Here is a 22592-nt window from a genome sequence, read left to right as displayed (position 1 = left end):
GTCATTCTCACCCACCTTTGACCCCCTGAGCTGCGGTTCGGGCAATTGTCGGGATCAAACCCTGGACTTACATGGACTTCCAACTATAGGATCAGCGAAGAATGTTGAAGGTGACGTGTGTCTCCTTCGCCTCCCCGCAGCGACCAGCAAAGGACGGGTTCGGACAATGAGCGTTCGAGAGCTCTCCCATTTCATCGGCGGCAAGCGCACCCCCGGAACGTCCGGCCAATTCGCCGACGTGTACGACCCCAACACGGGGCAGGTGCAGGCGCGCGTGCCGCTTGCCGACAAGGCCGAGACCGAGGCCGTGATCGCGAATGCAGTTGATGCGCAGCGGGAGTGGGCGGCATGGAATCCGCAGCGCCGCGCCCGTGTCCTGATGCGGTTCCTGCAGCTGATCCAGGAGGAGATGGAGCCGCTCGCGCGACTGCTGTCCTCCGAGCACGGCAAGACCATCGCCGACGCGAAGGGCGACATCCAGCGCGGCCTCGAGGTGGTCGAGTTCGCCGTCGGTATCCCGCACCTGCTCAAGGGCGAGTACACCGAGAGCGCCGGTAGCGGCATCGACGTGTTCTCGATGCGTCAGCCCCTCGGCGTGGTCGCCGGCATCACGCCGTTCAACTTCCCCGCGATGATCCCGCTGTGGAAGGCCGCGCCCGCTCTCGCGTGCGGCAATGCGTTCATCCTCAAGCCGTCCGAGCGGGACCCGTCGGTGCCGCTGCGGCTGGCCGAGCTGTTCCTCGAGGCGGGCCTGCCGCCGGGCGTCTTCAACGTCGTCAACGGTGACAAGGGCGCGGTCGACGTGCTGCTCACCGATCCGCGGGTCAAGGCCCTCGGCTTCGTCGGCTCCACCCCGATCGCGCAGTACATCTACGAGACCGCGGCGGCGCACGGCAAGCGCGCGCAGTGCTTCGGCGGCGCCAAGAACCACGCGATCGTGATGCCCGACGCCGACCTCGACCAGGTCGCGGACGCCCTCGTCGGCGCCGGCTACGGCTCCGCCGGTGAGCGCTGCATGGCCATCTCGGTCGCGGTGCCGGTCGGTGAGGAGACCGCCGACGCTCTCGTCGCGAAGCTCACCGAGCGGGTCGGCAAGCTGAGGATCGGCACCTCCGACGACGAGAACGCCGACTTCGGCCCGCTCGTCGGCGCCGACGCCCTGGCCCGGGTGAACAACTACGTGCAGATCGGTGTCGACGAGGGCGCCGAGCTGGTGGTCGACGGCCGCGGCTTCACGCTCGACGGCCACGAGGACGGATTCTTCGCCGGCGCAACGCTGTTCGACCGCGTCACCCCGGAGATGCGGATCTACAAGGAGGAGATCTTCGGACCCGTCCTGCAGGTGGTGCGCGCGCACGACTACGAGGAGGCGCTGCGCCTGCCGAGCGAGCACGAGTACGGCAACGGCGTCGCGATCTTCACCCGCGACGGTGACACCGCCCGCGACTTCTGCGCCCGGGTCGACACCGGCATGGTCGGCGTCAACGTCCCGATCCCCGTGCCGATCGCCTACCACACGTTCGGCGGCTGGAAGCGGTCCGGATTCGGCGACCTCAACCAGCACGGTCCGGACTCGATCCGCTTCTACACCAAGACCAAGACGGTCACGCAGCGCTGGCCCTCCGGTGTCAAGGAGCATGCGGACCACTTCGTCATCCCCACGATGGACTGACGCGGTGAAGAAGTACGTGCCGAGCTGGCACGACGACGAGGTCAGGGCGCTCTCCGAACTTGCGGCCGGATTCTTCGAACGCGAGGTCGTCGCCAACAACGAGAAGTGGGAGGCGCAGCGCCGCATCGATCGCGACGTCTGGCACACAGCCGGCAAGCTCGGACTGCTCTGCTGCTCGATTCCCGAGGAATACGGTGGCGGCGGAGGTACGTTCGCGCACGATCTCGCGGTGTTCGAGGCGCAGGGCTATGCGGGTGACCTGGCGTTCGGGGTCTCCGTACACAGCGGAATCGTCGCGCACTACATCAACGAGTACGGCACGGAGGAGCAGAAGCGGACCTGGCTGCCCGGCATGGCGTCCGGGGAGATCCTCGGCGCCATCGGGATGACCGAACCGGGAGCAGGGTCCGACCTCAAGGCCATCCGGACGACGGCCGTCAGGGACGGCGACCACTACGTCGTCAACGGTTCCAAGACGTTCATCACCAACGGTTCTTCGGCCGACATGATCGTCCTGGCGGTCAAGACCGACCCCAAGGCCGGCGCCCGGGGAATCTCGTTGTTGATCGTCGACCTGCGGGACTGCCCCGGATTCACGGTGGGGCGGGTGCTCGACAAGGTGGGGCAGCACGCCGCGGACACCTCCGAACTGTCCTTCGTCGATGTGAGGGTTCCCGTTTCGAACCGGTTGGGTGAGGAGGGCCGAGGCTTCGGTCAGCTCGTCGCGCAACTCGTCCAGGAACGGTTGATCATCGCGGCCCAGGCGTCGGGTGCCATGAACCGGGCCGTCGAGGAAACCGTCGCCTACGTCAAGTCCCGGCAGGCGTTCGGCCACAGCCTGTTCGAGTTCCAGAACACGGCGTTCGAACTCGCCGAGTGCCAGACGATTGCACGAACGTGCGAGGTGTTCCTCGACCACTGCATCCGGGAACACCTGCGGGGAGACCTCGACGCGGCGGAAGCGGCCATGGCGAAGTACTGGCTCACCGACAAACAGTGCGAGGTCGTCGACCGCTGCGTGCAGCTGCACGGTGGTTACGGGTACATGCGCGAGTACCTCGTTGCCCGCATGTACGAGGACGCACGGGTGCAGAAGATCTACGCGGGTGCCAACGAGGTCATGAAGGGGATCATTGCGAAATCTCTCTGACGACGGCGGCCACAGCGTGATCCTGACGACGAACTAGGAGCGAAGGCAATGTTCAGACTTTCCGACGACGAGCGCGCCATCAGCGACACCGCGCGCGACTTCGCCGCGGAGTACCTGGCGCCCAACGCGATCGAATGGGACCAGACCAAGCACTTCCCGGTGGACGTGCTGCGCAAGGCCGGCGCGCTCGGCATGGGCGGCATCTACATCCGCGAGGACGTGGGCGGCTCCGGCCTGACCCGACTCGACGGCGTCCGCATCTTCGAGCAGCTCGCGACGGGATGCCCGTCGATCGCCGCGTACATCTCCATCCACAACATGGTGACGTGGATGATCGACGAGTTCGGCGACGACGAGCAGCGGCGCCGCTGGGTGCCGGGACTGGCGTCGATGGAGCAGTTGGGCAGCTACTGCCTCACCGAGCCGGGCGCCGGATCCGACGCGGCGGCCCTGAGCACCAAGGCCGTTCGCGACGGCGACGACTACGTCCTCACCGGCGTCAAGCAGTTCATCTCCGGGGCCGGCACCTCCGATGTCTACGTCGTCATGGCGCGGACCGGGTCGGTCGGTGCCCGCGGCATCTCGGCGTTCATCGTGCCGAAGGATGCGCCCGGACTGTCGTTCGGCGCCAACGAGAAGAAGATGGGCTGGAACGCGCAGCCCACCCGTCAGGTGATCCTCGACGAGGTGCGGGTGCCGGCGGCGAACCTGCTCGGTGGCGAGGGCGAGGGCTTCCGGATCGCGATGAAGGGGCTCAACGGCGGCCGGCTCAACATCGCCGCGTGCTCGGTCGGCGGGGCCCAGGCCGCGCTCGACAAGGCGGTCGCGTACCTCGCGGAGCGCAAGGCGTTCGGGTCGGCGCTGATCGAGTCGCAGGCGCTGCAGTTCCAGTTGGCCGACATGCGGATCGAGCTCGAGGCCGCACGCACCCTGCTGTGGCGGGCCGCGGACGCGCTCGACGCGGACACCGCGGACAAGGTGGAGCTGTGCGCGATGGCCAAGCGGTTCGCCACCGACACCGGGTTCGACGTCGCGAACAAGGCGCTGCAGCTGCACGGCGGCTACGGCTATCTGGCGGAATACGGATTGGAGAAGATCGTGCGTGACCTGCGGGTGCATCAGATCCTGGAGGGGACCAACGAGATCATGCGGATCGTGGTGGCCCGCTCGGTCGTCGGATCGGCGGGCCCGGCGTGAGTGAATCTCTCGGAAGCGACGACGCCGAGGTCCGCGAGGTCATTGTCGACCGGTTCGGCGACCTCGGGCGGATCACACTCAACCGGCCCAAGGCGATCAACGCACTGAACCACGCCATGGTGCGGCAGATGGCCGCCGCGCTGCTCGAATGGTCGGACGACGACGCGGTCCGCGCGGTGCTGCTGCGGGGCGCCGGCGAGCGTGGCCTGTGCGCGGGCGGCGACATCGTCTCGATCTACCACGATGCCCGCGAGGGCGGTAACGGCTCACGGGACTTCTGGCGGGACGAGTACGTGCTCAACGCCGCGATCGCCCGCTACGGCAAGCCGTACGTCGCGATCATGGACGGCATCGTCATGGGCGGCGGCGTCGGCGTCTCGGCGCACGGCAACGTCCGGGTCGTGACCGAGCGGTCGATGATCGGGATGCCGGAGGTGGGCATCGGATTCGTGCCCGACGTCGGTGGCACCTACCTGCTGTCGCGGGCGCCAGGTGAACTCGGGACGCATATCGCGCTCACCACGGCGCGTTTGACGGCGGGCGACGCGATCCACTGCGGCTTCGCCGACCACTTCGTCCCGTCCGACCGGATCGCCGCCCTCGAGGAGGCACTCGTCGGCGGATCCGTGGAGTCGGCGCTCGCCGAGTTCGCAGAGCCTGCGCCGGCGTCGGACCTGGCGGCCCGGCAGGATTGGATCGACGCGGCCTACGCGGCCGACACCGTCGAGGAGATCGTCGCGAACCTGCGCTCCAGCGGCATCCCGGAGGCCGAGGCCGCCGCCGACCAGATCCTCGCGAAGTCGCCGACCGCGGCGAAGGTGACGTTGCGGGCGCTGCGGCGCGCGCGTGAGCTCGACAACCTCGAGGCCGTGCTGGATCAGGAGTACCGGGTGTCGTTGGCGTGCCTCGGATCCCACGATCTGGTGGAGGGCATCCGGGCGCAGGTGGTAGAGAAGGACCGTAACCCCGCATGGTCGCCGTCGACCCTCGAGGCGGTCACCGACGAACACGTGGATCAATTCTTCGAGTCGCTCGGCGAGGCCGAACTGGGCCTGACCGCGGCACTCGTGAGTGGGGAGGAACAGCGATGAGCAGTACCGATGTCACCGTAGGGTTCGTCGGACTAGGCCACATGGGCGGTCCGATGGCCGCGAACCTGGCGACGGCGGGCTACCGCGTCAACGGGTTCGATCTCGCCGAGGCCGCGCTCGATCAGGCCCGCCGAGACGGCGTGACCGTCGCCCCGTCGGCGCACGCCGCGGCCACCGACGCCGATGTCGTCATCACGATGCTGCCCAGCGGCAAGCACGTGCTGGACCTGTACGAGGGTGGGCTGCTGGCGGCAGCGCGGCCGGGCACGCTGTTCGTGGACTGCTCCACGATCGACGTCGCCGACGCCCGCGCGGCCCACGAGCTGGCCGAGCTGGCCGGACACCGCAGCGTCGACGCTCCGGTGTCGGGCGGTGTCATGGGCGCGAGCGCGGGCACCCTCGCGTTCATGGTCGGCGGCGCCGACGAGGACTTCGAGGCGGCGAGCCCGCTGCTCGAGGTGATGGGCCGCAAGGTGGTCCACTGCGGCGGTCCGGGCGTCGGCCAGGCGGCGAAGATCTGCAACAACATGATCCTCGGCGTCTCGATGATCGCGATCAGCGAGGCGTTCGTGCTGGGCGAGAAGCTGGGCCTGAGCAACCAGGCACTGTTCGACGTCGCATCCAACGCGTCGGGGCAGTGCTGGGCACTCACCACCAACTGCCCGGTCCCGGGACCGGTGCCGACGAGCCCGGCGAACAACGACTACCAGCCGGGGTTCGCGGCGGCGCTCATGGACAAGGATCTCGGTCTGGCATCGAACGCGTTGCGCGCCAACGGTGTCGATGCCGAGCTCGGCATGCGCGCGGCCGAGCTGTACCGGCGGTTCCACGAGACCGGACACGGCGGCGAGGACTTCTCGGCGATCATCAGGGACATCAGGGACAGGTCGAACGGAGGCACTCGATGACGGACTACGAGACCATTCTGGTCGGACGCACGGGGCGGGTGGGCATGATCACGCTCAACCGTCCCGAGGCGCTCAATGCGCTGAACGCGCAGTTGATGTCGGAGGTGGTGGCCGCCGTCGACGACTTCGAGCGCGACCGCGGTATCGGCGCCATCCTGATCACCGGCTCGGATCGCGCGTTCGCGGCCGGCGCCGACATCAAGGAGATGCAGAGCAAGTCGTTCATGGAGATGTACCTCGACGACTGGTTCTCGGCGTGGGACCGGCTGGCCGCGGCCCGCAAGCCCATCGTCGCCGCCGTCGCCGGCTATGCGCTCGGGGGCGGCTGTGAGCTCGCGATGATGTGCGACGTGCTGCTCGCCGCGGATTCGGCGAAGTTCGGTCAGCCCGAGATCAAGCTGGGTGTCCTCCCGGGTATCGGTGGCTCGCAGCGACTCACGCGGGCCGTCGGGAAGGCGAAGGCGATGGACCTGTGCCTCACCGGGCGGACGATTGACGCCGAGGAGGCCGAGCGGGCCGGTCTGGTCGCGCGGGTGGTTCCGGCGGTCGACCTCATGGACGAGGCCATCGCCACGGCGTCGAAGATCGCCGACATGTCGCTGCCGATCGCGATGATGGTCAAGGAATCCGTCAACCGCGCATTCGAATCGACGCTGTCCGAGGGCGTGCGCTTCGAGCGGCGGGTGTTCCACTCGGCGTTCGCAACCCAGGATCAGAAGGAAGGCATGGCCGCCTTCACCGAGAAGCGGGATCCCAACTTCGGGCACCACTGAGTACCGCAACGCGCATCGGCCCCGTATCGCTCGTCGATACGGGGCCGATGCGCGTTCGGTGTTATCTCAGTGCCACTTGCCCGGCTGATCGCCGGTGTCGAAATCGCCTGCCTGATAGCGCAGTTCGGTGAGGACGCGGATCAATGAATCCAACTGCTCGGGGGCGAGTCCGGGTTCGGCGAACACCTGCGCGTTGAGCGCCTCGGTCGCCCGCAGCGCGAGGTCGCGCCCCTCGTCGGAGATCTCGACGAGCGTGGCACGCCGGTCGGTCGGGTGCGGCACCCGCCGGACCAGACCCGCGTCCTCGAGGCGGTCCACGGCGTTGGTGACACTCGTCGGGTGGACCTGCAGGCGGGCACTGGCCTTCGCCATCGGCAGGGCGCCCGAGCGGGTGAACGTCAGCAGCGTGAGTAGTTCGTAGCGGGAGAACGTGAGCCCGAACGGTTTCAGTGCCTTCTCGACGCGCGCCATCATGATCTGCTGAGCCCGCATCAGCGACGTCACGGCCGCCATGCCGTCGGCCACTGCGCCCCAGCCGTGCTGCGTCCACTGGCGGTGCGCTTCCTCGATCGGATCCAGCGGCAGTGGTGACGGTGACGGCATGCGTCGATCATCCCATGCTGCGCCGGGCGAATCGACCGCTGTCCCTCCCCGAAACGCGCTCGGACGTGCTCTGGGGGCAGACGGCGGCGGTATCCGATCTGTCTGATTCGGCTAGGCTGGCTCGGACCGGTGTACTGCGGATACAGAGCGTGAACGAGGAGGAATCTCATGGGATTTTGGGATCAGCTCAAGTCGAAGACCCAGGAAATGAGCGGACAGCTTCAGACGAAGACCGCGCAGTTCAAGAACAAGGAATTCGCGAACGGCTCCATGGCGATGTGCGCGCTGATCGCGGCCGCCGACGGCAGCATCGATCCGTCCGAGCGTCAGAAGACGGCAGCGCTCATCATGAACAACCAGTCGCTGCAGGTGTTCGACTCCTCCGAACTGCGTGAGAAGTTCGACTGGTACTGCGACAAGCTGGCCGGAGACTTCGACTTCGGCAAGGTCGAGGCCACCGCGACGATCGGCAAGCTGAAGTCCAAGCCGGAGCAGGCGCGCGCGGTCATCCAGATCGGCATCATCATCGGTGGCGCGGACGGCAACTTCGACCAGCACGAGAAGGCTGCCGTCAAGGAGGCCTGCTTCGCGGTCGGCATCGATCCGTCCGAGTTCGAGCTCTGATCCTGCAGATTTCGTGCCCTCGGCGTTCGACAGGTCCGTGAACGCCGGGGGCATTGCTCTGCGCCGGGCGGGACGCTCAGTGGTGTTCGAGCCGGGCGCGCAGCAGCGCCCGTCGTCGACTGGTGCCGAGGTGGCGGTGGTGGTGATGTCGAGGCCCACGTAGCTGCCGGACGTCGTGGTGGGCCTGCTGTACGAACTCGAACATGCTCTGTCCTCCCGTCGGTACGGGGAACGCTAGTGGAGGCAGGGGGCGAGCGTCCTCACTCGTGGAGAGTGAGATCGCTGTCGGCATCGGCCCGGACGAACTACAGGAGCGGCAGCGCACGTGGATTGCCACGTGCGCTGCCGCTCCTGTTCGGCGAAGGGTGGAACTACTTACGGCCTGCCTGCCACTGCATACCCCACCCGTAGGCGGCGTCCAGGTCGGACTGGCTGCCGTTGATGTAGTTGACCAGACGGTTGACCGTGATGCCGTTGCCGTTGTTCTCGAGCATCGCGATCGCGCAGATGCGGGCATTGTTGTCGGCCGAGTCGAGGCGGACCTCGACCTGCGGACCCACCGTCGGGAACAGCGTCACGACGCCGTCGACGGCCGCCCAGTTGGGGGCACCCTGGTAGATCATCGCGAAGATCAGCACCCGCCGGAACATCTCCGGCCGGTCCAGGTTGACGTGCATGTTCTCGCCGCCGGAGACGGCACCGCTCCGGTCGTCGCCGTCGAGTTGGACGAAAGGTGCGGTGTCGAGCGCACCGAAGCTGTTGCCCAGCGCCTGGATGACGCCCTTGGATCCGTCAGTCAGCTCGTAGAGGCAGCCCAGGTCGAGGTCGACCCCGCCACCGCCTCCGGTCAGCTTGGCGAAGAAGCCCTTCTTCTGGGGCTCACCGCCCTGCGACCAGTTGAGGTTCACGCGCATCTTGCCCTGGCGCTCACCGGCCTTCGTGAGGCTGACCGACGGTGCACTCTTGGTCAGGCTGATCTTGCTGAGGTTCACACCGCCCTGCGGCGTCGCGCCGGCCGGGGGAGTGCTGGGGCGGCGGGTGTAGTCGATGGCCATCTGTGGCTCCTTCGGTTCGGGTCGGGTCAGCCGACTGAGGCGGGAGTGCGCTCGGCGACAGCGTCGCCGTCCTTGCCGGCCTTGCGGTTACGGACGAGGCTGGAGATGAACGCGGCCCCGATGAGGAGGATGCCGACGAGGCCCGTGATCAGCTCGTTGACGTGCACGCCGATCGACACGAGCAGGATCACCGCGAGGGCGCCGATGGCCCAGTGCGCGCCGTGCTCGAGGTAGACGTACTCCGAGAGCGTGCCCTTGCGGACGAGGAACACGGTGATCGAGCGGACGAACATGGCGCCGACGAAACCGAGGCCCAGGGCGATGATGATCGGATCCGCGGTGATCGCGAAGGCGCCGATCACACCGTCGAACGAGAACGACGCGTCGAGAACCTCGAGGTAGAGGAACAGGAAGAAGCCGGCCTTACCGGTGGCCTTCGCCAGGTTGGACGGACCACGTGACGGTTCGGCCTCCTCGCCCTCCTCCGGCAGGTTGAACAACTCGCCCAGGCCGTTGACGACGATGTAGAGGATCAGGCCGGCCACACCGGCCACCATGATGGTGCCGCGGTTGTCGTCGTCGGCGAACAGGAACGCGGTCGCCAGCAGTAGGGCGCCGGCGACGACGACCTCGAGCTGATCGAGTTTGCCGATCTTGGCCAGCGGGCGCTCGAGCCAGCTGAGCCAGGTGATCTCGCGCGATTCGAAGATGAAGTTCAGGAACAGCATCAGCAGGAACATGCCACCGAACGCGGCGATCTGAGGATGCGCATCGGTGAGGATCGTCTCGTAGCTCGCGCTGCCGTCCGGGAAGTGCGACGCCCCGTCGGCCGGCGGATTGAGAGCGAGGCGCATCGCCTCGACCGGGCCCAGGCCGGAGGCGACCCAGACGATCACCAGCGGGAAGACCAGTCGCATGCCGAACACCGCGATCACGATGCCGACCGTGAGGAAGATCTTCTGCCAGAACTCACTCATCCGCTGCAGGACGGTGGCGTTGATCACGGCGTTGTCGAAGGACAGGGAGATCTCGAGGATGGACAGGATCGCGACCAGGAAGACGGCCTCGGGGCCGCCGTAGATCCCAGCCACGATGAGAGAGAGCACAGTGACGACTAAAGAGACGCCGAAAATGCGGAGAACCATTGTGCGGCCGTTCTGTAGGGTCGCCGACCTGGACGGCCGACGTCAGAGTTGGGTAACTCGGTCAGCCGAGGTTCACGCCGTAGTCGCGGGCGATGCCGGCCAGGCCGGAGGCGTAGCCCTGCCCGACGGCGCGGAACTTCCACTCGGCACCGCGGCGGTAGACCTCGCCGAAGACCATCGCGGTCTCGGTGGACGCGTCCTCGGACAGGTCGTAGCGGGCGAGCTCGATTCCGGTGTTGCGATCGACGACGCGGATGTAGGCGTTGCGGACCTGGCCGAAGGACTGACCGCGCGCATCGGCCTCGTGGATCGACACCGGGAAGAAGATGTTGGTCACGTCGGCGGGCAGGGCGATCAAGTCGACGTTGATGACCTCGTCGTCGCCGTCGCCGTCACCCGTGAGGTTGTCTCCGGTGTGCTCGACCGAACCGTCGGGCGATCGCAGATTGTTGTAGAAGACGAAATGCTGGTCGGAGAGGACCTTTCCGGTCGCGCCGGTCAGTAGAGCCGAGGCGTCGAGGTCGTAGGCGACTCCGGTGGTGGCCCGTTCGTCCCAGCCGAGGCCGACAGCGACTGTGGTGAGGTTGTCGGTCTGCTTCGAGAGGGAGACGTTGCCCCCCTTGGTGAGCGTGACGCTCATGGTCTGTTTCCTCTGTTGACAGCGGATCTCGGACACGGGAAAGCGGACGCCCACGGGAATCGGGAACTGTTGTCGTGCAACGTTGCCGGTCCCGTGCAGCGTCGGAGGTTCCTGGCGCGTGTGGCCGCGGGATCGTAGTTCGGATCGCGCGGCCACACGCTCAGATGAATCGGTGGAACGTGCCGGAACGACTAGACGTTGACGCCGTAGTCGCGGGCGATGCCGGCCAGGCCGGAGGCGTAGCCTTGGCCGACCGCGCGGAACTTCCACTCGGCGCCGTGGCGGTACAGCTCGCCGAAGACCATCGCGGTCTCGGTCGAGGCGTCCTCGGACAGGTCGTAGCGGGCCAGCTCGTTGCCGTTCGCGCGGTCGACGACGCGGATGTAGGCGTTGCGGACCTGGCCGAACGACTGTGCGCGGGTGTCGGCATCGTAGATCGAGACCGGGAAGAAGATGCTCTCGATGTTCGCCGGAACGGCCGCGAGATCGACGTTGATGACCTCGTCGTCGCCGTCGCCCGCACCCGTGGTGTTGTCGCCGGCGTGCTCGATCGAGCCGTCGGGCGAGCGCAGGTTGTTGAAGAAGATGAAGTGCTGGTCGGAGATTACCTTCTTGTCGGCGCCCGCGCCGATCGCGCTCGCGTCGAGATCGAAATCCGTGCCGGTGGTGCTGCGCACGTCCCAGCCGAGACCGACTGCAACCGCCGTGAGGTTCGGCGCCTCTTTCGTGAGGGAGACGTTTCCGCCCTTGGTCAAGCTGACACCCATCGAGGAGTCCTTTCGGTGGTGTGGAATCAGGCACTAACCTTCGGCCACGTGCCCGATATGTCGTGTTACAGCGATCGTGCAGCAACACCATAATCGTTCGACATGACATCGCGTTACGGCGCAGGTCGCCAGGTCGCGAATGCGGGCAAACCAGTACGATGCAGCGGTGGCCGGTAGATGGTCGGGACGGTTCTTCGGAGAGTCCCGCGACGAGGACGAGGCGATGCGTCGTGCCCGCGAAACCATGACCGCCGCGTTCCTCGACCTGGACGGCCGCCAGCGTATCGCCGAGTCGTCGGTTGCGGCATCGAATCGGCTCTATCCGGACAAAGGGATCCACCGGCAGTGGCAGTCGGTGCGCGACGGTTGTTACGAGGTCGGCAGTCGGTACGTGGCGACATGTGACGATGCCGACAGCGGACGGGCCACCGTAACCGACCTCGACGCGACCACCCGGGCGCTGATCGACGCGGCCCACCTCGTGGACGAGTTCTACGGCTCCCACCGTGCGCATCTCGAGCATGCTGCGTCGTTGCTCGACGCAATTCCACGGATCGCCGTCGAGGCGCAGTCCGCCGCCGATGCCGCGTGCCGGAGTGCGGTGGGCCCGTACGCGGGCTACTCCTCGGTCCGGGCCGGGGTCGCCGCCATCGACGAGGCCTCGCTCCTGCTGGCCGGCGCGGGTGCGCAGGACGACATCCGTCGGGTCCGCGACGCGGCCGCGCGCCTCAACGACGCGGTGGCCGAGCTGGGATCCGCGTTGGCGGCCGCACCGGACCGGGAGCGCCAGGCGCGGAATGCGCTGTCGTCGGTGACGACCCGGATCGCCGCGGTACGGAACCGGGCCGCGGACCTCGGCCCCGCGTACTCGTCGATCCTCCGCGAGTTCAACGCCGCGAGTTCGGACGACCTGGTCGGCAACGATCGCGAGAGCGTGCGCCTCATCGAGCAGTCCGAGGTGCTGTTCGCCGAGGCCCAGGCTGCGCTCGCCGCGGGCGACCCCGACCTCGCGTCGGAGCTGACCGCGAGAGTGCGTGCAACGCTGGTGGATGCGGAGGGCCTCGTCGACGCTGTCACCGATCGGCTCCGGCTCCTGCGCGACGTACGCACCGACCCGCGGGCGAAGGTCGATGCCGTACGCTTTCGGCTTCGAGACGCCCAGTTGCTCGCGGTCAATTCGGGGCTTGCCGTTGAGTGGGGTTCAGCACTGGACGCTCAGGTGGACCGGATCGAACGCGCCGTCGACCGCCTGGCCGGGACACATCCGGACTACTGGGCCTACATCACCGAGCTCGACGCCGTGTCGAGTTTCGTCGCTGGAATTGTGCAACGCATGAGAGGGCAGAGCGCCACACCATGACATGGGGGACTACAACCGAGTCGTGCGCGATGAGGCATTTCCATCAACTCGACGCGGCGGCCGCCGAGACGCTGTTCCTGCATCCGACCGAGGCGTTCGACGACAGCGCGGACCGGGATCTGCTGGCCGTCGCGCTCGGTGCGACGCTGTACGTGCCGGCCACGCGTGACGACCTCACCGCGACGATCCTGCGTCGCGGCAGCGAGGGCGTCTGCTCGATGGTGCTCGATCTCGAGGACGCCGTCGCGGACGACGAGGTCGAAGCGGGCATGGCCAATGCAGTTGCGGCGCTGGACGAGCTCGCCGGGACCGTGGCGGCGAACATGCTGCTGTTCGTGCGGGTCCGGACGCCGGACGGTATCCGGGCGATCACCGACGCAATCACCACCGGCGTCGTCGCGCTGACCGGGTTCGTCGTTCCGAAGTTCACCAGTGCTAGCGGCGCGTTCCTCGACGAGATCGCGGACGCGTCCGACCGGCTCGGCAAGCACCTGTACGCGATGCCGGTACTCGAGTCGCCGGAGTTGGTGCACCGGCAGAGCCGCGACGCCGAGTTGCATGCGGTCGGTGAACTGCTCGAGCGACACCGCGACCGCGTCCTCGCGGTCAGACTCGGCGCGACCGACATGTGCAGCACGTTCGGGATCCGCCGGGACCGGGACCTCACCATCTACGACGTCCGAGTGGTCGTCGACGTGATCGCCGACGTCGTGAACTACCTGGGCCGCGCGGACGGGACGGGCTTCGTCATCACCGGCCCGGTGTGGGAGTACTTCGCCGACCACGAGCGAATGTTCCGGCCGATGCTCCGGGCCACCCCGTTCGCCGAACACGACGCGGTGCTCTTCCGCCAGCAGCTCGTCAGTCGCGACCTCGACGGGCTGTTGCGCGAGATCGCCCTGGATCGGGCGAACGGCATCCAGGGCAAGACCGTCATCCACCCGTCCCACGTGGCGGCGGTCCATGCGCTGTCCGCGGTCACGCACGAGGAATACCACGACGCACTCGACATCCTCGGCAGCGAGGCGGTCGGTGGTGTACAAGCGTCGGGATACAGGAACAAGATGAACGAGGTTCGCCCACACCGGAACTGGGCCGAGGCGACACTGCGCCGTGCCCGGGTGTTCGGGGTCACCAACAAGGGCGTGACGTTCGTCGACCTGTTGACCGCGCTGGTGACGCGGTGACGGCTCCGGGGGCGCCGGTCGTCGAGTCGTGGGCGACGCGTGAGTTCGGGCTCGCGCTCGACCACGTCGATTCGGACGCCGGCTACACCGTCCCGCAGCTCGTCGAGCCGGGACTGCGTCGCAATCCGCGTCGCGCGCACCTGCTGGTGTCGACGGTCCTCGGCAAGCATCTGCCGACCGCGCCCGACGTCGTCATCGCGGCCGGTGACCGGCTCGGTGACCTGGTGCTCGCGGCGCTGGGGGTCCCCGCCGAACGCGAATCCGAAGTCGATGTCACCGTCCTCGGATTCGCCGAGACGGCGACCGGTCTCGGGCACTGCGTCGCCACCCGGATGCGAGCCCGCTGCTATCTGCATTCGACCCGGCGCGACGTGCCCGGGGCCCGGACCTTCGCCGGGTTCGAGGAGGGGCACTCCCACGCGACGAGCCATCTCCTGCAACCCACGTCGCCGGATCTGCTGGCGGACGACTGTCCGATGATCCTCGTCGACGACGAGATCTCCACCGGTGCAACGGCTGTCGACGCCATTCGTGCGCTGCACGCGCATCATCCGCGAGGTCGCTACATCGTCGCGTCGCTGGTCGACATGCGGACCGGACGCCACCGTGACCAGACAGAGGCTGCCGCAGCCGATCTCGGGGTCACCATCGACTTCGTGAGCCTCGCGAGCGGGCGCACCGTCCTCCCCGAGGGGCTGATCGATCGGGTCGTCGCCCTGCCGGACCCGGTTCTCAACCCGATCTCCGGTGACCGCGGCACGGTCGAGCGCATCGAGTTGCCGTGGCCGGCGGGGGTACCCGACGGTGGACGGCACGGATTTCTGCACGCCGACGCCGACGACTTCGACGCGGCGATCACGGCGGCCGCGAGGGAGTTGGCCACCCGTGTCGACCCCGAGCGCCCGGCCGTCGTCGTCGGTCACGAAGAGCTGATGTACCTGCCACTGCGACTGGCGGCCGCGCTCGGCGCGAGCGGTCGTGAGGTCCGGTTCCAGACCACCACGCGCTCACCGGCGTACGTGCTCGACGAGCCCGGGTACCCGCTGCGCCGCGGATACACCTTCGTCGCGCCCGAAGGGGACGACACCGCGGCGCGGTATCTCTACAACGCCCATTGGCCCGACGATCCGGCGGTGCGTCCGCTGCTGATCGTCGTCGCGGATTCTCCCGCCGACACCGACCGGCTTCACGTCGGAGGAGGGCTCCTCGACGTGCTGACCGCGGCGGGCAACGACGTCCTGCTCGCGGTGGTCCCGGCTGCCGACCCTCGGCACCTCGCCCGCATGCGACAGGATCCGGCGTGACCGCGCCGTTGACCGGCCCCGACTTCGGCTCGTACCCGGCGACCGACGTCCGCTGGTTGCTCAAGGACCTGTCCGGGGTGGATCTCGAGGCCGATGTCGCCGAACGTGAGCGGCGCATCCAGTCGGGCCGCGCGCACTACGCCGAATCGCTGCCCATCGAGTACCAGCCGGACGCGCAGTACCGGGAGCTCTTCGACAAGGTCCTCGTCGAGAGTGCCGAGCGCCTGGCCCGGGCGGTGGGTGTGGTCACCGAACTCATTCTCGAGGAGCGGGGCCACGACATCACGCTCGTCTCCCTCGCACGTGCCGGGACCCCGATCGGGATCCTGATGCGCCGGTGGGCGATGTGCATGCACGGGCTCGACCTGCCGCACTACGCAGTGTCGATCGTCCGGGATCGCGGGATCGACACTGCGGCGCTGGACTACCTTGCCGCCCATTATGATCCGGCGTCCGTCGTGTTCGTCGACGGCTGGACCGGCAAGGGTGCGATCACGCGGGAGCTCGACGCGGCGCTGGCGGCCTATGCCGCGTCGGGCGGGGCGGTGTTCGATCCCGACCTCGCGGTCCTGGCCGATCCGGGCTCGTGTGCGCGCACCTACGGCACCCGGGACGACTTCCTCATCGCGTCGGCGTGCCTCAATTCGACAGTCTCCGGACTCGTGTCGCGCACCGTCCTCAACGACGCACTGATCGCGCCCGGCGAGTTCCACGGCGCCAAGTTCTACCGCGAACTCGCCGCCGCCGACGTCTCCAACGATCTGCTCGACACGATCGGCGCCTGCTTCCCCGACGTGCAGGCGACCGTCGAGGGCGACGTCGCCGCCATCCGATCCGGCGACCGCACGCCGACCTGGGCGGGCTGGGCCTCGGTCGAGGAGATCCGCGCGCGGTACGACATCTCGACGATCAACTACGTCAAGCCCGGCGTGGGAGAGACCACCCGGGTGCTGCTGCGCCGCGTCCCGTGGAAGGTACTGGTGCGGGATCTCGATGCGCCCGAACACGCCCACATCCGTCTGCTCGCGGATGCCCGGGGCGTCCCGGTCGAGGTCGTGCCCGACCTCGCGTACTCCTGCATGGGCCTGATCAAGGATGTGACATGACCGTTCTCGTCGCCACCGACCTCGATCGGACGATGATCTATTCGCGGGCCGCGATGGGCCTGGACCCGACGGCCACCGACTCCGACCTGCGCTGCGTCGAGCACTACGACGGCGCACCGCTGTCGTTCGTCACCGAGACCGGGGCGACGCTCCTGCAGGCCGTGGCGCGGGCTGCGGTGCTGGTTCCGACCACGACCCGCACGATCGAGCAGTTCCGCCGCATCACCCTGCCCGGCGGCCCGTGGCGGTACGCCATCACCAGCAACGGCGGCAACATCCTCGTCGACGGGATCCCGGATCCGCGGTGGCGGAGCGGCATCGACGAAGCCACGCAGCGCGCGGGTGCAGAGCTCGACGAGGTCACCGCCGCACTGCGGTCGCGGATCAGCGACGACTGGGTCAGCAACTGCCGCGTCGCCGACCAGCTCTTCTGTTATCTCGTGGTCGATCTCGCGGTGTTGCCGGACAGCTTCCTCGCCGAGTGGGGTGCGTGGTGCGCCGCGCGCGGCTGGAACGTCTCCCGACAGGGCCGCAAGATCTACACGATGCCGAACGCGGTGTCGAAGAGTGCCGCGGTGGCCGAGGTTCGCCGACGTCTGATCGCCGACGGCTCCATCGCCGCGGATTCGATGACGCTCGCGGCCGGGGACGGCGCGCTCGATGCCGACATGCTCGCCGCCGCCGACGCCGCGATCCGGCCCCGGCACGGCGAACTCGACGCGCTGGACTGGCAGCACCCGCACCTGACCGTCACGGCCGGACGCGGAATCGCTGCGGGGGAGGAGATCCTGCGCTGGTTCCTCCGTCACGCCGGGACCGCTCGACCGGCCGGCCCGAGCGCGTCGACCGCCACCGCCCCGCACACCTGACCGAGACCCGTACCGTCCACCAGAAGAGGATGATCGCCGTGCCCCAAGAGCTCACCAAGGGTCAGAACGCCGCCCTGTCCGTGAACGATGTCGTCGTCTCGATCGTCCTCACCGCGGCGGCGGACCTGTCCGCGCTGCTGGTCACCGCGGAGGGAAAGGTCCGCTCCGACAGCGACTTCGTGTTCTTCAACCAGCCCACCGGGCCGGGCGTGCGCCTGCAGCCCGGTGCCCCCGGGCAGGCCGCGGAACTGGCGGTGTCGCTGTCGGCGATCCCGGCCGACGTGGAGCAGGTGCGAGCGGTCATCACCCTCGACGACGCCGCGAGCAGCTTCGGTCGCTCGGCGCCGCCGACCGCGCGACTCTCCGATGCTTCCGGAAACGTGTTGTACGAGTACCGCATCGACGGTCTGGACACCGAGTCGATCGTGATCGCGCTCGAACTGTACCGCCGCCAGGGCTCGTGGAAGGTGCGTGCCGTCGGCCAGGGATACGCCGGCGGATTCGCGGCACTGGTCACTGATCACGGAGTGTCCGTCGACGACGCGCCTGCTCCCACGCCCGCGGTGACCGGCGCGGCCCCCACGATGGTGCCGCCCGCGGCACCCGCGCATCAGTCCACCAACGGCGGCACCGCCGGCACGCATGCGGCGCCGCCACCGGCCCCGGCAGCGCCGCAGGCGCCCGAGGTCAGCCTCACCAAGAAGAAGCGGGTGAACCTCAGCAAGGGGCAGAAGGTCACCCTCCGTAAGGACGGCGGGGTGGCGCTGACCCAGGTCCGGATGGGGCTGGGCTGGGATCCCGTCAGCAGCCGAGGACTGTTCGGGTCGCGGTCGTCGTCCAGCATCGACCTGGACGCCTCGGCCGTGATGTTCGCCGGGACCAAGGTCTCCGACATCGTGTTCTACGGCGCGCTCCAGTCCGACGACCGGGCCGTCGTGCATTCCGGAGACAACCTCACCGGGGACGGCGCCGGCGACGACGAGGTGATCACCGTGGATCTCACCCGCGTCGATCCCACGGTCACCACCATCGTCTTCATCGTCACGTCGTTCCGGGGACAGACCTTCGAGCAGATCGCCAACGCCTTCTGCCGCCTGGTCGACGCACCACAGGGGACCGAACTCGCGCGGTTCACGCTGCAGGGCGGAATGCCCTTCACCGCTGTCGCGATGGCGAAGGTCTACCGGCAGGGCGGTGAGTGGAAGCTGCAGGCGATCGGCGAGGGCTTCGACGCGAAGACCGCGAGCAAGGCCATTCCGCACCTCGGCCGCTTCCTGAACGACTGACGACGCGGGCGGCCGGGCGCGCGTGATCGGCGCGTGTCACGGCTGCCGGCGTGCAGTCCCGATCATCACGGCCAGGGCGAGCGCGACGCACGCGGTCATGCTGAGCACGAGTGCCACGCTGGTGTTGCCGAGCAGGCCCACGGCCGGAGCGACCAGCGCGCCGACCGCGTACTGCATCGAGCCGAGCAGGGCCGCAGCACTTCCGGCGGCCTCACCGTGCCGGGACAGCGCGAGCGCAGGGGCGTTCGGCAGCACGAAGCAGATGGCGGCGAGCATGATCCACAGGGCGGCGACCAACCCGGCGAGCCCGCCGAATTCGAAGTGCGCGACCACGATCGCGACCAGCCCGAAGGCCAGCGCGGCGGTGAGCGACGCCCGCACGATCTGCAGCGGAGACCAACGGCGCAGCAGTCGGACGTTGACCTGGGTGGCGCCGATCATCGAGAAGGCGCCCGCGCTGAAGACGAGCGCGAACTGTTGCTGGTCGAGTCCGAACTGGTCCTGGTACACGAAGGACGCCCCGGAGACGTAGGCGAAGAGCGAGGCCATCACGACACTCGACACGGGCGTCAACGCCACCAGCAGCGCGCCACCGACACCGGGGGCGATCACGGGCGCGACACCGAGGATCAACATCAGTCGGGACATCACGACGGCTACGGCCTTGTCGGAGAACAGGTCGCGGACCATCGCCATCGTGACGACCGCCGCGGCCGCGGCGCCCATGCCCTGGAACACGCGCAGGGCGCCGAGCATCGCGATGCCGGTGGCGAACAGCGCGAGGAGCGAACTGACGATATGGAGGGCGATCCCCGCGACCAGGGGACGCTTGCGGCCCAGGCTGTCCGACAGTGGACCCACCACGAGCTGGCCCAGTGCCAGACCGATCAACGTTCCGGTGATGGTGAGCTGCGCGCCAGACGGCGTGGAGTCCAGTGCCGAGGCTCCGGCAGTGCCGGCAGATACATGTCGATCGTGAAGGGGCCCAGGGCCGTCATGGAGCCGAGTGCCACGATCGTGCCGGTTCGCGGTCCCCGCGTCTCGTTCGTGGCGGCGCGAGCGGCGTCCGGATCGGTTCCGGGCGTTGTTCGTAGCGTGTCGTCGGCGGTCATGCACAGACGATGGCGGATGTGCGCCCGGTCACGCGAGCGCGCTCCCGCGGGATGGAAACCCGGACGCACGATGGCACGCCGTGCGCGCGGATTCGGCGTCCGGCCTTCCGTGCGTGGATGCCGCAAGGGCCGGGCTCCCTGGGGAACCCGGCCCTCACGTGGTGGCGATGATCAGCTCAGCGAGCTGAGCTGCTGGATCAGCGGCATGATGGTCTTGACGAGGTCGATGACGGCGCTGAGCGTGGAGAAGGAACCCATGTTTAGTCCTCTGAGTGAGCTGGTGGATGTGGCCCGACGCCACTGGGTCTAGAAGTTAGCAGGCGAATGTCGGATATGGGTGAACTCGAACCAAACTACTGGACGTTTGTCCAATTGGCGGGTCGTTGACGGGCCGAGGGGGCGTCGATAGCGTGAGATGGCGCACGCCGACGTGAGGGGGTTCGGGCATGACGGGGCGGGTCGCGTCGTACGGGCGGGACGGGCTGACGTTCGACGTGCTTGACGGGGGCCCGATCGGCGGTGAGCCGGTGGTGCTGCTGCACGGATTCCCGCAGGATTCCCGGTCGTGGGACAAGTTGGCGCCGCTGCTGCACGCGCGCGGCTTCCGGACCCTTGCCGTCGATCAGCGCGGCTGCTCGCCGGGGGCCCGGCCCCGCGCTCGGTGGGCCTATCGGCTCTCCGAACTCGCGGCGGACACCGTCGCGCTCGTCGAACAGTCCGGGCTCGGTCCGGTACACGTGGTGGGGCACGACTGGGGTGCGGCCGTCGCCTGGACGCTCGCCGCCCGTCGTCCGGACCTGGTCCGGACCCTCACCGCCCTGTCGGCGCCGCATCCTGCTGCCTTCGCGCGGGCGCTGATGACGAGCCGCCAGATCGGGATGTCGTGGTACATGCTTGCGTTCCAGCTGCCGCTCCTGCCCGAACGGGCGTTCGCGGCAGGAGAATTCGTGCGACGTCACCTCCTCGCGAGCGGGATGACCGCGGCGGCGGCCGACCGCGATCTCGCGGCGATGCATGATCGTGGCCGAGCCCGCGGGGGACTGAACTGGTATCGCGCGATGATGCTCACCACTCCCGGTGCGACGTCGGCCAGGGTGCGTGTCCCCACCCTGTATGTGTGGAGCGACGGGGACATTGCAGTCGGGGAGGCAGGCGCGCGTGGGACGGAGCGGTTCGTCGACGCGCCGTACACGTTCGAGATCCTCCGCGGAGTCAGCCACTGGATCCCGGAGGAGGCGCCGGAGCGCGTCGACGCCCTCCTCGGCGCCCACCTCGGGCAGCCGCCGGTCAGCTCCTGACGTAGGTGCTGCGGGCGGCAGCGACCAGGGTTCGACCGTCCTCGAATCGCAGGAAGCCGGCCGCGACCGCGCGATCGGTGGCCTGGGAGACCCGGGAGACGTAGGTGTCCTGGTCCGGGTACAGCGCGGTCAGCGTCTCGGCGTCGAGCGGCACGGTCGCGCCGTTGTTCGGCACCCGAACCGTCTCTCCGGTCAGCGCCGCGACCGGGGCCTCGACGGCCGGCGTGCGCACGCCGCCGCGGGCGTTGCCGAAGCGGTCGCGGACGATGCCGGAGCCGGTGGTCTCGATGGGCTCGGCGGATGCCGGCGCGGTACCGTCCGTGACCCAGGTGCGCAGGGCACGCAGCGCGGCCGACACGACCTGTGCCTGAGGGCCGTCGTTGACGATCCCGAACATGGTGCCCAGATCCCGGATCTGCCCGAACTGGGCGGTGTACTGCGGGTAGAGGATTCGCAGGGCGTGCGCGTCGGAGTGCGCGGTGCCCGCGATCTCCCACGTCCGGAGGCGGTCGGTGTCCGGTTGGCGGGCGGCGACGAACGACTTGGGGCCGGGTCCCCCGCCCAGTTCGAACAGTTCGGTTTCGGTGAGGACCTGGAACACCGGGATGTCGAGGTCCGTTCGCACCCGGGCGGGCGCGACCACCGTCGGGCCGTCCGGCCCGTCGAGCGCCGCGACACCGGATCCGGAGCCGAGCGGAGCCCCGAACCCGGCGCGGCTGTGGACGAAGAGACCGTCGAAGACCCGTGCGTGCGGATGGATCGCGTTGGCGTACGTGAGCATCCGGAATCCGGATTGCGACTGGCCGGTCGCAATCAGGTTCTCCACCACCAGTCCGGCGAGCGGGGCGGCACCGCGCGGTGCGCGCAGTGCCGCCCCGGCCTGGGAGAAGATGTCGTACGAGTAGGCGTCGCCCGGGTGGTGCAGCGGTCCGTAGCGCTGCGGATCCCACGCCTTGAGCCCGACGACGTTGGGTCCGAGCGGGCTGCCGCCGGTGCTGTTGACGCCGGCCGCCTGAGCGGAGACACCCACCCACGCGTAGCCCTGCAGCAACTCGGAGTGCATGTAGCCGAAGTCGACGTCCACATCGACGTTGCCGCTGACGTTGAGCCACTCGACGACGACGGTGCCGTTGAAACGGCTCGGATCCTTCGGCGCCCGCACCAGCAACCGCGTCCGGTACGGGGCCTGCCCGGCCTCGGTGACCGCCCACCGTCCGTCGGATTCCCACGCCCCGTCCTCGCGGTACGCCGTGGCGGTGCCGCTGAGGAAGAACTCCTGCTCGGTGTAACCGGCCGCCGCCAGGTCGACGGAGGTCGCAGTCCCGGGGGAACTGTGCATCCCGTCGGGCAGTCGGTCGCGGTCGGTGTCGAATCGTCTTGCGTGCAGGAACATTCGGATCGAGCCTCTCTGACAGGGGACTGCGCCGTTGCAGCCCCCACGCGTG

Annotated in this window: 21 protein-coding genes and 1 pseudogene; 14 read left to right on the top strand and 8 right to left on the bottom strand. The window is 68.4% G+C overall.

Annotated features, from left to right (window positions below; genetic code table 11):
• The first annotated feature begins 166 nt into the window (after positions 1–166).
• The 6 genes from DEU38_RS15070 to DEU38_RS15045 are packed head-to-tail and all read left to right on the top strand — an operon-like array spanning position 167 to position 6791.
• A complete protein-coding gene (locus DEU38_RS15070; protein WP_114722221.1) occupies positions 167–1672 on the top strand; it encodes a CoA-acylating methylmalonate-semialdehyde dehydrogenase in 1506 nt (501 codons plus the stop codon).
• Between the two features lie 4 nt (positions 1673–1676).
• Positions 1677–2822: an acyl-CoA dehydrogenase family protein gene (locus tag DEU38_RS15065; RefSeq protein WP_174909447.1), complete on the top strand. Its 1146-nt coding sequence runs from the start codon at positions 1677–1679 to the stop codon at positions 2820–2822.
• Between the two features lie 48 nt (positions 2823–2870).
• The gene (locus DEU38_RS15060) at positions 2871–4019 is read left to right on the top strand and encodes an isobutyryl-CoA dehydrogenase (RefSeq protein WP_114722219.1); all 1149 of its coding nucleotides are present in this window, start codon (positions 2871–2873) and stop codon (positions 4017–4019) included.
• On the top strand, positions 4016–5110 hold the full coding sequence (locus tag DEU38_RS15055) for an enoyl-CoA hydratase/isomerase family protein (protein ID WP_114722218.1): 1095 nt from the start codon (positions 4016–4018) through the stop codon (positions 5108–5110). The genes DEU38_RS15060 and DEU38_RS15055 overlap by 4 nt, the downstream gene beginning before the upstream one ends.
• Positions 5107–6018, top strand: a complete 912-nt coding sequence (mmsB, locus tag DEU38_RS15050) for a 3-hydroxyisobutyrate dehydrogenase (RefSeq protein ID WP_114722217.1) — start codon at positions 5107–5109, stop codon at positions 6016–6018. Before DEU38_RS15055 ends, mmsB begins: the two co-directional genes overlap by 4 nt.
• The gene (locus tag DEU38_RS15045) at positions 6015–6791 is read left to right on the top strand and encodes an enoyl-CoA hydratase (protein WP_114722216.1); all 777 of its coding nucleotides are present in this window, start codon (positions 6015–6017) and stop codon (positions 6789–6791) included. The genes mmsB and DEU38_RS15045 overlap by 4 nt, the downstream gene beginning before the upstream one ends.
• A gap of 66 nt (positions 6792–6857) precedes the next feature.
• Here DEU38_RS15045 and DEU38_RS15040 read toward each other — a convergent pair whose 3' ends face one another.
• Positions 6858–7394 (bottom strand): MarR family winged helix-turn-helix transcriptional regulator, encoded by a 537-nt coding sequence (locus DEU38_RS15040; RefSeq protein WP_114722215.1) that lies wholly within the window; start codon positions 7392–7394, stop codon positions 6858–6860.
• A 168-nt stretch (positions 7395–7562) separates the two neighbouring features.
• On the opposite strand from DEU38_RS15040, the gene DEU38_RS15035 reads away from it, so the two are divergent.
• A complete protein-coding gene (locus DEU38_RS15035; RefSeq protein WP_114722214.1) occupies positions 7563–8018 on the top strand; it encodes a tellurite resistance TerB family protein in 456 nt (151 codons plus the stop codon).
• A gap of 76 nt (positions 8019–8094) precedes the next feature.
• Here the strand turns inward: DEU38_RS15035 and DEU38_RS29215 are convergent, their stop codons facing one another.
• From DEU38_RS29215 to DEU38_RS15015, 5 genes are all read right to left on the bottom strand, one after another.
• Positions 8095–8223, bottom strand: a complete 129-nt coding sequence (locus tag DEU38_RS29215; RefSeq protein ID WP_258557924.1) for a hypothetical protein — start codon at positions 8221–8223, stop codon at positions 8095–8097.
• Between the two features lie 166 nt (positions 8224–8389).
• On the bottom strand, positions 8390–9073 hold the full coding sequence (locus tag DEU38_RS15030) for a tellurium resistance protein (RefSeq protein WP_114722213.1): 684 nt from the start codon (positions 9071–9073) through the stop codon (positions 8390–8392).
• A gap of 26 nt (positions 9074–9099) precedes the next feature.
• The gene (locus tag DEU38_RS15025; RefSeq protein ID WP_114722212.1) at positions 9100–10218 is read right to left on the bottom strand and encodes a DUF475 domain-containing protein; all 1119 of its coding nucleotides are present in this window, start codon (positions 10216–10218) and stop codon (positions 9100–9102) included.
• 61 nt (positions 10219–10279) lie between these two features.
• Positions 10280–10858, bottom strand: coding sequence for a TerD family protein (locus tag DEU38_RS15020; protein WP_114722312.1), 579 nt, complete (start codon positions 10856–10858; stop codon positions 10280–10282).
• A gap of 191 nt (positions 10859–11049) precedes the next feature.
• Positions 11050–11625 carry a TerD family protein gene (locus tag DEU38_RS15015; protein ID WP_114722211.1) on the bottom strand — a complete coding sequence of 192 codons (576 nt, stop codon included), beginning with the start codon at positions 11623–11625 and terminating at the stop codon, positions 11050–11052.
• A gap of 166 nt (positions 11626–11791) precedes the next feature.
• On the opposite strand from DEU38_RS15015, the gene DEU38_RS15010 reads away from it, so the two are divergent.
• The 6 genes from DEU38_RS15010 to DEU38_RS14985 are packed head-to-tail and all read left to right on the top strand — an operon-like array spanning position 11792 to position 18737.
• Positions 11792–12985 carry a hypothetical protein gene (locus DEU38_RS15010; RefSeq protein WP_258557923.1) on the top strand — a complete coding sequence of 398 codons (1194 nt, stop codon included), beginning with the start codon at positions 11792–11794 and terminating at the stop codon, positions 12983–12985.
• 29 nt (positions 12986–13014) lie between these two features.
• Complete coding sequence (locus DEU38_RS15005) at positions 13015–14172, top strand: HpcH/HpaI aldolase/citrate lyase family protein (RefSeq protein WP_114722210.1); 1158 nt, start codon at positions 13015–13017, stop codon at positions 14170–14172.
• Positions 14169–15476 carry a phosphoribosyltransferase family protein gene (locus DEU38_RS15000; RefSeq protein WP_114722209.1) on the top strand — a complete coding sequence of 436 codons (1308 nt, stop codon included), beginning with the start codon at positions 14169–14171 and terminating at the stop codon, positions 15474–15476. The genes DEU38_RS15005 and DEU38_RS15000 overlap by 4 nt, the downstream gene beginning before the upstream one ends.
• On the top strand, positions 15473–16582 hold the full coding sequence (locus tag DEU38_RS14995) for a cysteine protease StiP family protein (protein WP_114722208.1): 1110 nt from the start codon (positions 15473–15475) through the stop codon (positions 16580–16582). Before DEU38_RS15000 ends, DEU38_RS14995 begins: the two co-directional genes overlap by 4 nt.
• Entirely contained in the window at positions 16579–17451 is an 873-nt protein-coding gene (locus DEU38_RS14990; protein ID WP_114722207.1) for an HAD family hydrolase, read from the top strand. Before DEU38_RS14995 ends, DEU38_RS14990 begins: the two co-directional genes overlap by 4 nt.
• A gap of 38 nt (positions 17452–17489) precedes the next feature.
• The gene (locus DEU38_RS14985; RefSeq protein WP_181818793.1) at positions 17490–18737 is read left to right on the top strand and encodes a TerD family protein; all 1248 of its coding nucleotides are present in this window, start codon (positions 17490–17492) and stop codon (positions 18735–18737) included.
• 36 nt (positions 18738–18773) lie between these two features.
• On the opposite strand, the pseudogene DEU38_RS14980 reads toward DEU38_RS14985, so the two are convergent.
• Positions 18774–19849, bottom strand: a pseudogene (locus DEU38_RS14980) (MFS transporter).
• Positions 19850–20295: 446 nt separating this feature from the next.
• Between DEU38_RS14980 and DEU38_RS14975 the strand changes: the two are divergent.
• Positions 20296–21147, top strand: a complete 852-nt coding sequence (locus tag DEU38_RS14975; RefSeq protein WP_114722205.1) for an alpha/beta fold hydrolase — start codon at positions 20296–20298, stop codon at positions 21145–21147.
• Here the strand turns inward: DEU38_RS14975 and DEU38_RS14970 are convergent.
• A complete protein-coding gene (locus DEU38_RS14970; RefSeq protein ID WP_114722204.1) occupies positions 21137–22540 on the bottom strand; it encodes an alpha/beta hydrolase domain-containing protein in 1404 nt (467 codons plus the stop codon). The genes DEU38_RS14975 and DEU38_RS14970 overlap by 11 nt on opposite strands.
• Between the last annotated feature and the right edge of the window lie 52 nt (positions 22541–22592).

The sequence above is a fragment of the Rhodococcus sp. AG1013 genome (assembly GCF_003350365.1).
In the GTDB taxonomy this organism is placed as follows: domain Bacteria; phylum Actinomycetota; class Actinomycetes; order Mycobacteriales; family Mycobacteriaceae; genus Prescottella.
This window is presented reverse-complemented; position numbering and strand designations above follow the sequence as displayed.